Annotated in this window: 13 protein-coding genes; 4 read left to right on the top strand and 9 right to left on the bottom strand. The window is 67.7% G+C overall.

What is annotated here, in order from left to right:
* Positions 1–42: 42 nt before the first annotated feature.
* From FHW97_RS19320 to FHW97_RS19300, 5 genes are all read right to left on the bottom strand, one after another.
* Positions 43–2,166, bottom strand: a complete 2,124-nt coding sequence (locus FHW97_RS19320; protein ID WP_171799536.1) for a hypothetical protein — start codon at positions 2,164–2,166, stop codon at positions 43–45.
* Complete coding sequence (locus FHW97_RS19315; RefSeq protein WP_171799535.1) at positions 2,163–3,869, bottom strand: Hsp70 family protein; 1,707 nt, start codon at positions 3,867–3,869, stop codon at positions 2,163–2,165. The genes FHW97_RS19320 and FHW97_RS19315 overlap by 4 nt, the downstream gene beginning before the upstream one ends.
* 134 nt (positions 3,870–4,003) lie before the next feature.
* Complete coding sequence (pgmG, locus tag FHW97_RS19310) at positions 4,004–5,407, bottom strand: phosphoglucomutase/phosphomannomutase PgmG (RefSeq protein WP_171799534.1); 1,404 nt, start codon at positions 5,405–5,407, stop codon at positions 4,004–4,006.
* A 42-nt stretch (positions 5,408–5,449) separates the two neighbouring features.
* Positions 5,450–5,734, bottom strand: coding sequence for a molecular chaperone DnaJ (locus FHW97_RS19305; RefSeq protein ID WP_107718730.1), 285 nt, complete (start codon positions 5,732–5,734; stop codon positions 5,450–5,452).
* Positions 5,731–6,558: a division plane positioning ATPase MipZ gene (locus FHW97_RS19300; RefSeq protein WP_171799533.1), complete on the bottom strand. Its 828-nt coding sequence runs from the start codon at positions 6,556–6,558 to the stop codon at positions 5,731–5,733. The genes FHW97_RS19305 and FHW97_RS19300 overlap by 4 nt, the downstream gene beginning before the upstream one ends.
* A 120-nt stretch (positions 6,559–6,678) precedes the next feature.
* On the opposite strand from FHW97_RS19300, the gene panC reads away from it, so the two are divergent.
* Genes panC through arsC form a run of 4 tightly spaced genes read left to right on the top strand, consistent with a single transcriptional unit; the run spans position 6,679 to position 9,843 of the window.
* Positions 6,679–7,533 (top strand): pantoate--beta-alanine ligase, encoded by an 855-nt coding sequence (gene panC, locus FHW97_RS19295; protein WP_171799532.1) that lies wholly within the window; start codon positions 6,679–6,681, stop codon positions 7,531–7,533.
* Positions 7,533–8,933 carry a D-alanyl-D-alanine carboxypeptidase/D-alanyl-D-alanine-endopeptidase gene (dacB, locus tag FHW97_RS19290; protein WP_171799531.1) on the top strand — a complete coding sequence of 467 codons (1,401 nt, stop codon included), beginning with the start codon at positions 7,533–7,535 and terminating at the stop codon, positions 8,931–8,933. Before panC ends, dacB begins: the two co-directional genes overlap by 1 nt.
* A 32-nt stretch (positions 8,934–8,965) precedes the next feature.
* Positions 8,966–9,475, top strand: coding sequence for a (2Fe-2S)-binding protein (locus tag FHW97_RS19285; protein ID WP_171799530.1), 510 nt, complete (start codon positions 8,966–8,968; stop codon positions 9,473–9,475).
* A gap of 26 nt (positions 9,476–9,501) precedes the next feature.
* Entirely contained in the window at positions 9,502–9,843 is a 342-nt protein-coding gene (arsC, locus tag FHW97_RS19280) for an arsenate reductase (glutaredoxin) (protein WP_171799529.1), read from the top strand.
* A gap of 114 nt (positions 9,844–9,957) precedes the next feature.
* On the opposite strand, the gene FHW97_RS19275 is transcribed toward arsC, so the two are convergent.
* The 4 genes from FHW97_RS19275 to FHW97_RS19260 form a co-directional block, all read right to left on the bottom strand.
* Positions 9,958–10,398, bottom strand: a complete 441-nt coding sequence (locus FHW97_RS19275; protein ID WP_028657722.1) for a biopolymer transporter ExbD — start codon at positions 10,396–10,398, stop codon at positions 9,958–9,960.
* A 64-nt stretch (positions 10,399–10,462) separates the two neighbouring features.
* Entirely contained in the window at positions 10,463–10,993 is a 531-nt protein-coding gene (locus tag FHW97_RS19270) for a biopolymer transporter ExbD (RefSeq protein WP_082209053.1), read from the bottom strand.
* A 130-nt stretch (positions 10,994–11,123) separates the two neighbouring features.
* Complete coding sequence (locus FHW97_RS19265; RefSeq protein WP_022675739.1) at positions 11,124–11,885, bottom strand: MotA/TolQ/ExbB proton channel family protein; 762 nt, start codon at positions 11,883–11,885, stop codon at positions 11,124–11,126.
* A gap of 84 nt (positions 11,886–11,969) precedes the next feature.
* Complete coding sequence (locus FHW97_RS19260; RefSeq protein WP_022675740.1) at positions 11,970–12,632, bottom strand: energy transducer TonB; 663 nt, start codon at positions 12,630–12,632, stop codon at positions 11,970–11,972.
* Positions 12,633–12,644 lie beyond the last annotated feature (12 nt).

Below are 12,644 nucleotides of genomic sequence, written 5' to 3'. Positions count from 1 at the left end.
AGATAGGTAGGCTGCCCCGCCGCTGCGAGAGGCGGAGCGCCTTCACAGCAAGCGCAAAATCGGCTGGCGCTCGGTGCCTTTCCAGTTCAGCGCGGCCTTGAGCAACGCGATCTGCACCGTACAGACCGTAGCGGGCAATCCCTCCCCGTTGAATGCGCGCCGCACCGCGCCTTCGGGAAGACCGGTCGTCTGGATGATCTGGGCGATGATCGGCCCCGGAATGTTATAGCTACGGGTGTAGCCATCGGGCTGGGGCGCATCGATTTCGCCCGATGCCAGCAGTGTCCGCGCCAACTTCTGCTGCCGTTCCAGCGCGGCTCCGGTCAAGGCCGAACCCTTGGGCAGATCCTCCCAGTGGTAGACCTTGAGGCAGGTCTCTGGTCCATCGGCTTTTGCTGCCATCAGCATGTCGAGGCGCCAGCGCGCCAAGGCGTCAAGCCGCGCCGGCCCGGCGTGGGCGCGCGCATAGAGCAACCGCTGGGTCAGCACCACCTGGCCCTGGTGTGCGAGTTCGCCGGGGTCGGCGGTGAGATGCCGATTGGCATTGATCGTGCCGGCGAAGTTGGGATTGGCCTTACGCAGATCGGCATAAGACATGCCTGGCCCGAACAGTTGGTGGACCACATCGGCCAGCAGCGGGTCGGCCGCCGGATCAAAGGGGGCATTGGGCGCCTGTCCCGGCGCGGCAGGAGCACTGGCTTCGTAGGCAGCCGGAGGCGCTGACGCCGGGTGGTCCTGCCCGTAATCGGCAATAGCAATGACCATGCGCACCAGCCCGATCAGCACGATCGCGATCCAGCCAAAGTTCCTGCCGATACCGCCGCTGCCACTGGCCTGCGGCTCCCACGCGGCGACGAGGACAGGATTGAAGTGCTGTTCCAGCTCGGGAAAATTGCTGCGCACGCCATCGATCAGCTGGCGCACCTGGCGCCGCGACACGAACAGGCCCTTGCGCGTGCCCGTCCGGGTCAGTTCGGCCCAGGCCCTGTGCAGCGGGTGGGCCTTGTCCTGCACCTTGCGGGCAAAGCGCAGGCCGCGCAGCCGCGCGTTGAGGAAGGCGATCACCGGCCGCTCGTTCAGCGTGCCGCGTTCCCGTTCCCAGCCAAGAGCCTGCGCCGCCGGTTCCAGCAGCGGGGCAGAACGCGGCCAAGATTGCGCGAGCAGATCAGCCAGCCAGGTTTCGATCTCTTCCGATCGTTCCACCTGGGCCATGTGCGCCTCGCCCAGCAGGGTTTGCAGATGCGCAAGCGCCGCCGCTTCCTCCACCCCGTCAAGCGGCGCCTCGCTGCCACCCTCGGGCATCAGCGCGACGAACAACGCGTCTTGCGGCGGGTGGGCCGTGCGCACCAGCGGCTGGCTGCCCAGGCGCGAGATCAGGAACGCCACAGCCGGCGAATCGCCCGTGGTCGCCGGCCGATCGGCCCAGCCGAACGCCTGCGCGGCGCGGTCGAGCAGCGGCGCCGCGCGCGGCCAGCTACGCGCCAGGGTTTCGGCGAGCCATTCCTCGGTGCAGGACCACAGGTCCACCCCGCCGGCATCGGCCTGGGCGATCAGCCGATCGAGCAGAGCCAGGGCGGCCGCGCGATCGTCTGCGGTCAGGCCAAACTCGGTGCCCGGCCCGGCGAGCAGCAGGTCATGCAAGGCATGGTCGGCGCGCGTTTGGGGTTGTTGGCGCCCAAGGCTTACCCCCGGCGCATCGGCTGCCCCGGCCAGAACGATCGCTGCCAAGGTGGGTCGCTGCACCACGAACTGATCATCGGCCGGACCGCGCGCCGGCGCAAACGGCAAAGCCGGCACCAGCGCATCGTGGCCATGGTCGTGCCCGGCACGTACGGTGCCTGTGTCGGCATGCCCGTCCAGCCGGGGCGCGGCGTGGGGCCAGGTGCCCGGCGGGGTATCGTCAGCCGCCTCTGCCGCTGTTGCGCGCTCGTCTTCCATCGCCACGGGCAGCGCGGCGGGATCGCCCGGCGCATCGGGCGCACTGGCCTGCGCCGCCTGGCTGCGCGCCCAGGCCAAAGCCGTATCGCGCGCCTGGCGTAGCGCGGCAAAGCCGGCAACATCGGCGTCCACCTCCATCGCCCGCAGCGCATCGGCATAGGCGCGGCGGATCGCGCCCTGATCGGGTGTTGGCGCGATGCCCAGGCGGCCCCAGGCGCCGTCAATCACAGTGGCATCTCCGCGTCCAGGCTGTCGAGCCGGGCGGCAAGGTCGGCATGGGCCTGGGCAATGGCGCGATGGTCCTGGCTTTCCAGCGCAGACTGGAACGCGATGATCCACTGGCCGATCACCGTGCGCACATCGCCCAGGTGATCCTCCCACATGCGCTCTGCCCGGGCGAGCAGGGCCTGGTTGCCGGCGTCCTCGCGCGGGTGAACTTTCAGCGCGGCCAGGGCACGGCGGCGACGGTCGAGTTCCGCGTCATCCTTGCGATCCTCCTCGTCCACGAACACCACATTGCGGCTTTCCCCGGTAAGGGGGATGGACACGTCCACCTCCAGCAGGCCGGAACTGTCATAGCTGAAGCGCACGTCCACCTGCACGTCGCCCGCCGGGCGCGGCGGCACGGCTATATCCACCGCCCCCAGCCGCACATTGCCCGAAACCTCGCGCGCCTCGCCCTGGTAGATGCCGAATTCCACCCGCCGCTGGTTGTCGCCCATCGTCTGGAAATAATGCACCCGGCTGACCGGCACGGGGGTATTGCGCTCGATGATCGGGGTGAACAGGCCGCTGACAATGCCGCCACGGCCATCGCGCTCGCTGCGGTCCACGCCCAGGGTGAACGGGCAGACATCGGTGATGCGCACTTCGTCCAGCCCGCCATCGCGGGCGATCAACCCGCCCTGGATCGCCGCGCCCAGCGCCACGGCGTGATCGGGATGCACGGTGGAATTGGGAAAGCGGCCGAACAGCCGCGTGATCGCCTTGCGCACCACCGGCATGCGCGTGGCCCCGCCGACCAGCACCACCTCTGACAGGCTGGCCGTATCGATCTGGCTGTCGCGCAGGGCACGCACCACCGGATCGCGCAGGCGGCGCAGCAAGGGTTCGGCCGCCGTTTCCAGATCGGCCGCGCTGACGCGGGTCGCAAGCCGCTGCTCGGCCACGGTCAGCGCCAGTTCCGCCTCGCCCGTGTCAGACAGCACGCGGCGCGTGCGTTCGGCTGCCTGGAGCAGCAAGGCGCGGGCGTGTTCGGGATTGAGCCGGTCGAGCAGGCCATCGGGATCGAGCCGCGCCCGCACTGCGCCAGCCAGCGCCGCGTTGAAATCGTCGCCACCCAGGCGGTTGTCCCCGGCAGAGGCGCGCACCTCGACAATGCCGGCAAACATCTCCACGATCGAGACGTCGAACGTGCCCCCGCCCAGGTCGAACACCAGAAACGGCTCATGCTCGCCCCGGCTGGCAAGGCCAAACGCCAGCGCCGCCGCCGTCGGCTCGTTGATCAGGCGGCGCACCGATAGGCCGGCCAGCTCACCGGCGCGGCGCGTCGCCTTGCGCTGCTTGTCGTTGAAATAGGCCGGCACGGTGATCACCGCCTCGGTCGGCACGGTGCCGGTCTGCGCGGCCACGTCATCGCGCAGGCTGGCGAGGACCAAGGCGGAAAGCTCTTCGGCGCTGAACGTGTTGCGTCCCAGCTTGAGCTTGTGGTCGGTGCCCATGTAGCGCTTGAAGCTGACCTGGGTGACGCCATCCTTGGCGGCCATCCGCTCCAGCGCGGCCTGGCCGACAAGCGTGGTGCCATCGGGCAGGACGGACACCGCCGATGGCGTCAGCATCTGCCCCAGCGCATTGGGCACCAGTTGCGCCGCCTCTCCATCCCACAGCGCCACGGCCGAATTGGTGGTGCCAAGGTCAATCCCGATGATCATGCGCGCGTGCCCGTTGCCATAGCGCGATCATGGCCGGGCGAGGGCGACGATGGCAAGACGATACCCGCTCCAATCACGTTCAGATCAACCTGGCATGGCGCTGCGATCGCGCCAGAAAACGGAACGGGTCCGTTTCAATGCGGCACTTGTTCCGTGCGGGCCAGGCCCGACAGCGCCAGTTGCGTGTCGATCTGCTGCATCAGGCGGGCCAGCCCTGCCTCGCTTTCGCTTTCCGCCCGCGCCACCAGCACGGCCTGGGTATGCGAGGCGCGCAGCAGCCACCAGCCATCGGGCGTGGTCACGCGCACGCCATCGATCGCCACCATATCGGCGCCTTGCGCCTCAAGCCGTGCTTTCACCTCGTCCACCGCGGTAAACTTGCGCGCTTCATCCACGGCAAAGCGCAATTCGGGCGTGGCGATCGTATCGGGCATCGCGCCGCGCAGGTCGTTGATCGACTGGCCCAGCCGCGCCGCAGCCGCGATCAGGCGGATCGCGGCATAGATGCCATCGTCAAAGCCATACCAGTCATCGGCCAGGAAAACGTGGCCGCTCATTTCGCCCGCCAGCAGCGCACCGCTTTCGCGCAGGCGGGTCTTCATGTGCGAATGGCCCGATTTCCACATCTGCGCCTGCCCGCCCAGCGCCCGTACCCGGTCGAACAGGGCCCGCCCGGTCTTGATATCACCCAGCACCAGCGCGCCGGGACGACGGGCGAGCAGGTCTTGCGCCAGGATCATCACGATCTGATCGGCCCAGATCAACCGGCCCAGCCCATCGACCGCGCCGATGCGATCGGCATCGCCATCGAACGCCACGCCAAAATCGCAGCCGTCCCGCACCACTATCTGGCGCAGATCGGCCAGGTTTTCCTCCACCGTGGGATCGGGGTGGTGATGGGGAAAGGTGCCATCCACCTCCGTAAACAGCAGCCGGTGCTGCCCCGGCAGACGCGCCACCAGGCGTTCCAGCACTGGCCCGGCGGCGCCATTGCCAGCGTCCCACGCCATGCTCAGCCCGGCCAGACTGGCGCGGTCGATCCCGTCGAGTCCCTTGAGCAGGCGATCGACATAGGCATCGAGCACGGTGACGCTGCGCACCGTGCCGGTGCCGCTGTCCCAATCGCCGGCCTGCGCCTGGCGCCCCAGATCCTGGATCGCCTCCCCGAAAAAGGGCTGGCCATCGCGCACCAGCTTGAAACCGTTGTGATGGGCGGGGTTGTGGCTACCGGTGATCTGGATGCCCGCAGCCACGCCGGGCAGCGTCAGCGCCGCGAAATAGAGCATCGGCGTGGGGCCAAGGCCGATCCGCACCACATCGGCGCCGCTCGCGCTCAGGCCTTCGACCAGGGCATGCTCCAGGATCGGCGAACTGACGCGGCCATCCATGCCCACCACCACTGCGCCGCCGCCCGCGCGCACCACCTGCGTGCCAAAGCAGCGCCCGATGGCACGGGCATCATCGGCGCCCAGGCTTTCGCCGAATACGCCGCGCACATCGTATTCGCGCAGGATCGTGGGATCAAAGCTGTGATTCATGGCCTGCCCTCCGGCCGTGTTGCAGCGCTGCCGTGCGCCGGCTCAGCGCCGATCGACCAGCCGGGCCAGCAGCAGGTCGCGCGCGGCGTTGGCTTCGTGCACCGCTTCGTTGCTGCCGCCGCGATCGGGGTGGACCATGGCCAGAAGGCGGCGATGCGCCTCGATGATCTGTTCGCGCCTCGCATCGTTCCCCACGCCCAGGAGATTGCGCGCCCGGGTTTCCGCAATCGAACGCGTGTCGCGCTGGCCCAGTTCCCATGGCCAGCGCTGGGTCAGCGCCTTGACCGCCACGCAGACCAGCGCCGCCAGCAACAGCAGCTTGGTCACGCGACGTCGACCATCGGGGTCGCCTGGCCAGAAGCGGTGCGGTGATTGGCCGGCGGCAGGTTGAGCCCGGCCACCAGGGTGCGCAATTCCTGGCGCGCTACGAGGTGGCTGGTGCCCAGTTCGCCCAGGTGCCCCTTGTCGAGCAGCGTGAGGCCGCTGGGAAACAGCTCGCGATAGATCACGCGTTCCGACAGGCCATTGGAAATGCGGAAGCCCACGCGCTTGGACAGCTCGTTGAGTGCCTGGTCGATGCGCTTCTGGTTGCGCGCTTCCACATGCTGGGTGCGGTTGCGCACCACCACCCAGTCCATCTCGCGCCGGGCATCGCGGATCGTGGCCATGGCGCGCTTCTTGCGCGCTTCCCAGATCAGCTCGGCATAGAACGACAGGCGCCGCACGCGAAAGGTTTCGGCGTCGACCTGGCCGATCAGGTCAAAGTCGACGAAGCTGTCGTTGAGCGGGGTCACCAGGGTATCGGCGCTGGTGGCCACGTGGCGGGCCAGTGGGTCATCGCGGCCCGGCGTATCGAAGATCAGGAAATCATGATCCTGCGAAAGATCGGCCACCACCGCGTCCAGCGCCTCGGGCGTGGTATCGTTGAACACCACGTGGGTGGCGTTGGGCAGCGGGATCTGGCGGCGGCGCGCTGTCTCGTCGCGGTTCTGGAGATAGCGGTTGAGCGTTGCCTGGCGATTGTCGAGGTCGATCGCGGCGACCCGCGCCCCCTGATAGGCCAGGGCCACGGCCACGTGGACGGCGGTGGTCGATTTGCCGGTGCCGCCCTTTTCGTTGGCGAAAACGATGCGATGGGGACCTGTCGACACGCGGGCTCTCTCTCGATCTGGGGCGGTTAACCGAACGCTTGAACACCCGGTTCACCACGGCTAGGGGAAACCCCGCCGCGCGGCCGGTTGTTGCCCCGGCTTAAAGGAGAGGCACCCGGCGTGCAAACCATCTATCGCCTGGACGACCTGCGCGCGGCCGTCGCTGCATCCAAAACAGGGGAAAAAACCCTGGCCCTGGTGCCAACCATGGGCGCGCTGCACGAAGGGCACCTCACGCTGGTGCGCCGGGCGCGCCATCTCGCCGATGCCGTGGCGGTGTCGATCTTCGTCAATCCGCGCCAATTCGCCCCCGGCGAAGATTTCGACGCCTATCCCCGCCGGCTGGAAACCGATGCCGCGCTGCTGGAGGCCGAAGGGGTGGATATCCTCTGGGCCCCCACGCCCACCGAAGTCTATCCCCAGGGCTTTGCCACGACCGTTTCGGTGGCCGGCCTTGACGAGCCGCTGTGTGGCGCGGCCCGGCCCGGCCATTTCGATGGCGTGGCCACGGTGGTGTGCAAGCTGTTCAACCAGGTGCAGCCCGATTTCGCGCTGTTCGGGGAAAAGGACTGGCAGCAGCTGGCGATCATCCGCCGCATGGCGCGCGATCTTGATCTGGCCTTGCCGCGTGCCGACGCGATCATCGGCGTACCCACCGTGCGCGAGGCCGATGGCCTGGCGCTGAGCAGCCGCAACCAGTACCTCACGCCCGCCGAACGCAGCCAGGCCGCCGCCCTGCCCCGCGCGATCGAGACTGCGATCGCCAGCCTGCGTGCCGGGGGCGATGCCGATGCCGCCCTGGAAACCCTGCGCACCACGCTGCTGCGCGGCGGCTTTGCCCGTGTCGACTATGCCGAACTGCGCGACGCTGAAACGCTCGACCTGCTCGATGCGCTGGGCAGCCGCCCGGCGCGCGTGCTGGTGGCCGCACACCTGGGCAAGGCCCGCCTGATCGACAACTGGCCGGCCAACTGATGCGCGGCTGGCGCCCTGCCCTGGCCGTGGTGCTGCTGGGCTTGGCGCCGGTGGCCCATGGCCAGGCCGGCGATAACCTGGAGCCGATCCTCGCCGGGCTGCCCGCAGGGGCGCGCATCGGCCTGATCGCCATCGATGAAACCGGGGCGGTGGTCGCCGCGCGCAATGCCGACGCGCGCATGGTGCCAGCCTCTACCACCAAGCTGTTCACCACCGCGGCGGCCCTGGCGCTGCTGCCCGCCGCCGATCAGCCCGATACCACCGGCGGTGCGAGTGTTTCCCTGGAAGGCCGCGCCGACCGGCCCGACGTGATCTTGCGCGGGCATGGCGACGCGCGCCTGTCTTCTGCGCCCGATTGCGCGGTCGATTGCCTGGCCACCCTGGCCGATGCCGTGGCGGCGCGCACGCGCCAGGTCGGCGCGGTGATCGGTGATGATCGCGCCATGGCGGACGAACGCTGGCCCTCGGGCATGAGCTGGGACAACATGGCCACGCCCTCGGGCACGGCGATTTCCGCGCTCACGCTGGATGACAATATCGCGGTGGCCGCGATCGACGCGACAGCCGCTGGCACAGCCGACAGCCCCGTCCGGATAACCCCGCCAGCAGGTCTCACCATCAGCGGTACCGTGCGCATCGGCACCGGCGATCAGCCTGCCCTCACCCGCCGCACCCTGCCGGGGTCAGACGCCTGGCGCATCGATGGCGTGGTTCCCGCCGGCAAGACCTGGCGCATACCCCTGGCCCTGGCCGATCCGGCAGCGCGGGCAGCATGGGTGCTGCGCGGGATGCTGGTGGCACGCGGCGTGAAGGTGCGCGGCAGCACCCTGGCCCGCCATCGCGATGGCGCCGTGCCGGCCGAGCCGCCGGTGCTGGCGCGGCTGGTGCCCCCGCCCTTGCGCGAGGATGTGGCGCTGACCTTGCGGCAAAGCCAGAACCTCCATGCCGAACTGCTGCTGCGGCGCCTTGCCGCCTCTGGCACGGTGGCCGATGGCATCACCGCGCGGATGGCGGCGCTGCAAGCGGCCGGCCTGCCGCCGGGCAGTGTCAGCCTCTATGATGGCTCGGGCATGTCGACCTACAACCGCGTTACCCCGCGCGCACTGGCGCTGCTGCTGCGCTGGGGGCAGGCGCAGCAGTGGGGTTCAGACTGGATCGCGGGGTTTCCCGTCGCCGGGCAGACCGGTACGCTCAAGGCACGGCTGAAAGCCACCCCGTTAGAGGGCAAGCTACGCGCCAAGACCGGCACCTTGCTGGGCACGCAGGCCCTTGCCGGCTTCCTGCCGACCGCCGCTGGCCATACCCTGGCCTTTGCCGCGCTGGTCAACGATCTGCCCGATGGGACCAGCGCCACGCCGGTGGTCGATGCCTTGCTGCTGGCCCTTGCCGCGCAGCATTGAGCCTGGCCGCGCCGGCACTATAACCGGGTGCCATGGCCAGCCTTACCATCAATGCCCAGCCGCTCGACATTCGCCTGCCCGATGACACGCCGCTGTTGTGGGCGCTGCGTGATGCCGCCAATCTGACCGGCACGAAATACGGCTGCGGCACGGGGGAGTGTGGCGCCTGCACGGTGATGGTCGATGGCCAGGCGATGCCCAGTTGCACGCTGTCGCTGGGCGAGGCCGAGGGCCGCAGCGTGACAACGATCGAAGGGCTCTCACCCGATCGCAACCACCCGGTGCAGCAGGCCTTTGCCGCCGAACAGGCGATCCAGTGCGGCTTTTGCACACCCGGCCTGGTCATGGCCGCCGCCGCCCTGCTGGCCCACAATGCCGATCCGGCCGAAGCCGATATCACCGCCGCGCTGCCCTACGTCTGCCGCTGCGGCGTCCAACCCCGGCTGGTGCGCGCGGTCCAGCGCGCCGGGCGCATCCTGCGCGGCCAGGAACCCCCAATCCGCCTGCCAGCGCCGCGCACGGCGACCACCGGCGGCTACTGACCCTTCGCGTTTCAAGGAGAACGACCATGCATGCCACGATCTGGCACAATCCCGCCTGTGGCACGTCGCGCAATACGCTGGCCCTGCTTCACGAGGCTGGCGCGCAGGTGACGGTGATTGAATATCTCAAGACCCCGCCGAGCGCGGACAAACTGGAGCAGCTCTATCGCGATGCCGGCATCACCCCGCAACAGGGCCTGCGCCTCAACGGCACCGACGCGGCCGAGCGCGGCCTGCCCCAGGCAGATGACGCCACGGTGCTGGCTGCGATGGTGGCGGAGCCCAAGCTGATCGAACGCCCGCTGGTGGAAACCGACAAGGGCGTGCGCCTGTGTCGGCCCAAGGAGAAAGTATTCGAAATCCTCTGACCGGCGTAACGCCGGCGGGCCGCCTGGGGCGCGGGCAAAGAAAAAGGGGCGGATCACTCCGCCCCTTGATCTGGTTTCCGGCGTGGCAGCCGGAGGAAACGGGCCGGTTAGGGCTTACTGCGCCGCCTTGCCGAAGGTGGCGTAGTTTTCGTTCCCGACGAAGCCGAACTTGGTCACCTTGGATTCGGTGATGTCCTTCAGCAGTCGGTTGGCCGTTTCATAGCTGGCATAGGCTTCCGGCTGGAACTGCAGTTCCGGTTCCGGATTCATCGCCTTGGTCGCCTGCAGCAGCGAGATCAGGTTGCCTTCGGTAATGGTCGAGCCATTCCAGAGGATCTGACCGGTCTGCGTCAGGATCAGCTTGTTCTTCACCGGGTCAACGTGAGGCATGTTCGTAGGCGGGGTCGCCTGCGGCAGGTTCACGTTGACCGAGTGCGTGGCCACGGGGATGGTAATGATGAACATGATGAGGAGCACGAGCATGACGTCGATCAACGGCGTCGTGTTCATTTCCATCATCGGCGCGCCATCGTCCTTGCCGCCGCTCATTGCCATGGGTTTTACTCCTGTTCGCCGTGCGTGCCCCGAAGGACACGCCCCGGACGGTGTCCGTCAGGCGTTAGCCGTTGGGATCGACCGGGGTGGAGATGAAGCCGACCTTGGGATAGCCCGCAGCCTGCACGTTGTAGATCGCACCGGCGACACACTTCCACGGAACATTGACGTCGCCACGGATGTGCACTTCGGGGATCTTTTCCGGGTCCATGTTGGCCGCGCCGCCTTCACGCTTCACGATCGCGTCGAGACGATCGAAAGCCTGCTTGTACAGCTCGGTGTTGTCCACCGGAGTCACGTTGTTGAAATAGACGCGGCATTCGCCGTTGCGAGAAGAGCCCTGATAGCCCGGTTCGCGCGGGCTACGGCCATTCGCGTCGGTCGCCACAACAGCGAGAAGCAGGTTTTCCACCTTGTCCTGGGTTTCTTCCGAGGCAAGGACGGGAACCTTGAGCTTTTCGATGGTCTGGATCGCGACCGGCACCGCGATGAGGAAGATGATCAGCAGCACCAGCATCACGTCCACGAGCGGCGTGGTGTTGATGTCCGACATCGGGCGTTCTTCTCCGCCAGCGCCGCCTACAGACATTGCCATTGGTTACATCCTATCCGATTGAAGCCGCGGGAGGGGCCAGGGTGTGGGCTTGAAAGGGCCGCCCTGGCCATGACCCGCGTTCTGCGGACAAGGCCGGCGACAGGATTGCTGCCGGCCTTGGGGTGACAGCTTACTTCTTGACCGGAGCAGCAACCGGGGCAGCCGGCTTGGCGGCCGGAGCCGGACCAACGGCGGGCTTCACGGCGCCCTTCGAGGTGATGTTGGCAAGAACGTCGGTCGAGAAGCCCTGGAGCAGCTCGGCGATCTTCTTGTTGCGCGACTGCAGCCAGTTGTAGGCAAGCACGGCCGGCACGGCGACGAGCAGACCCAGCGCGGTCATGATCAGAGCTTCACCGACCGGACCCGCGACCTTGTCGATCGAGGCCGAACCGGCAAGGCCGATGGCGATCAGAGCGCGGTAGATGCCGACCACGGTACCGAACAGACCGATGAACGGCGCGGTGGCGCCCACGGTGGCGAGGAAGGGCAGGCCGCCAGCGAGGCGAGCGTTGATCGAAGCTTCCGAGCGAGCGAGCGAACCGTGCAGCCAGTCATGGGCTTCCAGGGAGTCGGTCATCTTGGCGTGCTGGTCTTCAGCGGCGATGCCGTCGTCGACGAGCTGGCGCCATGCGCTGTTCTTGTCCAGCTTGGCAGCGCCTTCGCGCAGGGTGGGGGCGCGCCAGAAGTTGGCGAGCGCCTTGTACTGGCCAAGGATCTTCGCCTGTTCGAAGTACTTGGTGAACAGGATGAAGAACGAGCCGAACGACATGATGCCCAGGATGGTCACCGTGGCGTACGAAATGAAACCGCCAGCCTGCAGGGCTTCAACGAAGCCGAACTTGTTCTGCGGCGCGGCATTGGCCGCAGCAGCGGCAAGCGTCTGGATAAACATTCGGGTCTTCCTCTCAAGAATTCGATAGCAAGTGCAAAAGGCTGCGCATGGACGATGGCATATCCGAAGGGGTGATGGAGATCATCAATCCTTCGGGATCTGCCAACGCACCGAACTGCTGTACGTGCTGCCGACCGGCTGGCCGTTCTGGGTGCCGGGCTTGAAGCGCGCACGGCGCATCAGGTTCTGGCACGTTGCAGCGTCCAACTCTTGGTTGCCCGAAGAGCGCGTAACCGAGCAGTTGGTTGGCCGGCCGCTGGCGTCATATTCCAGACGGAAGCCGGTCGTCCCTTCGGCGCCTTCACGCAGTGCGCGCGAGGGGTAGTCGTTCGACGTCACCCAGTCACCCGGGTTGCCACGCGGCGTGCCGGGAACCGGCGGCGGCGGCGGCGGCGGGGCCGGGGGAGCCGGCGGAGCCGGAGGCAGCACGACCGGAGTCGGCGGCGGTGCGACCGGCGGCGGCGTCGTCACAGCCTGAATCGGCGGAGGAGCCAGATTCAGGTTGATCGGCGGCGGCGGCGCAACGATCGGTGGCGGCGGTTGATCAGGCTGCTTCGGGGGCGGCGGTGGCGGCTCCTTCGGCTTTTCCTCTTCGATCTTGACCGCGGTGGTCACGTCCTTGATCTTCTTGAACGCCGAGTAGGCAAGGCCGGTGACCAGCGCATACCCCACGACGACATGAAGAACAGCAACGATGATGAGCGCGGTGATCTTGTTACCGCTCATCTGTTGGTCAGCGTATGCCATTCAGCTCCATTA

It is taken from the genome of Novosphingobium sp. SG754 (assembly GCF_013149315.1).
Taxonomy (GTDB): Bacteria; Pseudomonadota; Alphaproteobacteria; order Sphingomonadales; family Sphingomonadaceae; genus Novosphingobium; species Novosphingobium capsulatum.
The sequence above is the reverse complement of the archived record's forward strand: the minus strand, read 5'-3'. Positions and strand labels throughout refer to the sequence as shown.

Excerpts from the sequence above, each read along its gene's own strand:
- FHW97_RS19315 (WP_171799535.1), bottom strand. The coding sequence starts at position 3,869 with ATGATCATCGGGATTGACCTTGGCACCACCAATTCGGCCGTGGCGCTG.
- pgmG (WP_171799534.1), bottom strand. The coding sequence starts at position 5,407 with ATGAATCACAGCTTTGATCCCACGATCCTGCGCGAATACGATGTGCGC.
- dacB (WP_171799531.1), top strand. The coding sequence starts at position 7,533 with ATGCGCGGCTGGCGCCCTGCCCTGGCCGTGGTGCTGCTGGGCTTGGCG.
- FHW97_RS19285 (WP_171799530.1), top strand. The coding sequence starts at position 8,966 with ATGGCCAGCCTTACCATCAATGCCCAGCCGCTCGACATTCGCCTGCCC.
- arsC (WP_171799529.1), top strand. The coding sequence starts at position 9,502 with ATGCATGCCACGATCTGGCACAATCCCGCCTGTGGCACGTCGCGCAAT.
- FHW97_RS19275 (WP_028657722.1), bottom strand. The coding sequence starts at position 10,398 with ATGGCAATGAGCGGCGGCAAGGACGATGGCGCGCCGATGATGGAAATG.
- FHW97_RS19270 (WP_082209053.1), bottom strand. The coding sequence starts at position 10,993 with ATGGCAATGTCTGTAGGCGGCGCTGGCGGAGAAGAACGCCCGATGTCG.
- FHW97_RS19265 (WP_022675739.1), bottom strand. The coding sequence starts at position 11,885 with ATGTTTATCCAGACGCTTGCCGCTGCTGCGGCCAATGCCGCGCCGCAG.
- FHW97_RS19260 (WP_022675740.1), bottom strand. The coding sequence starts at position 12,632 with ATGGCATACGCTGACCAACAGATGAGCGGTAACAAGATCACCGCGCTC.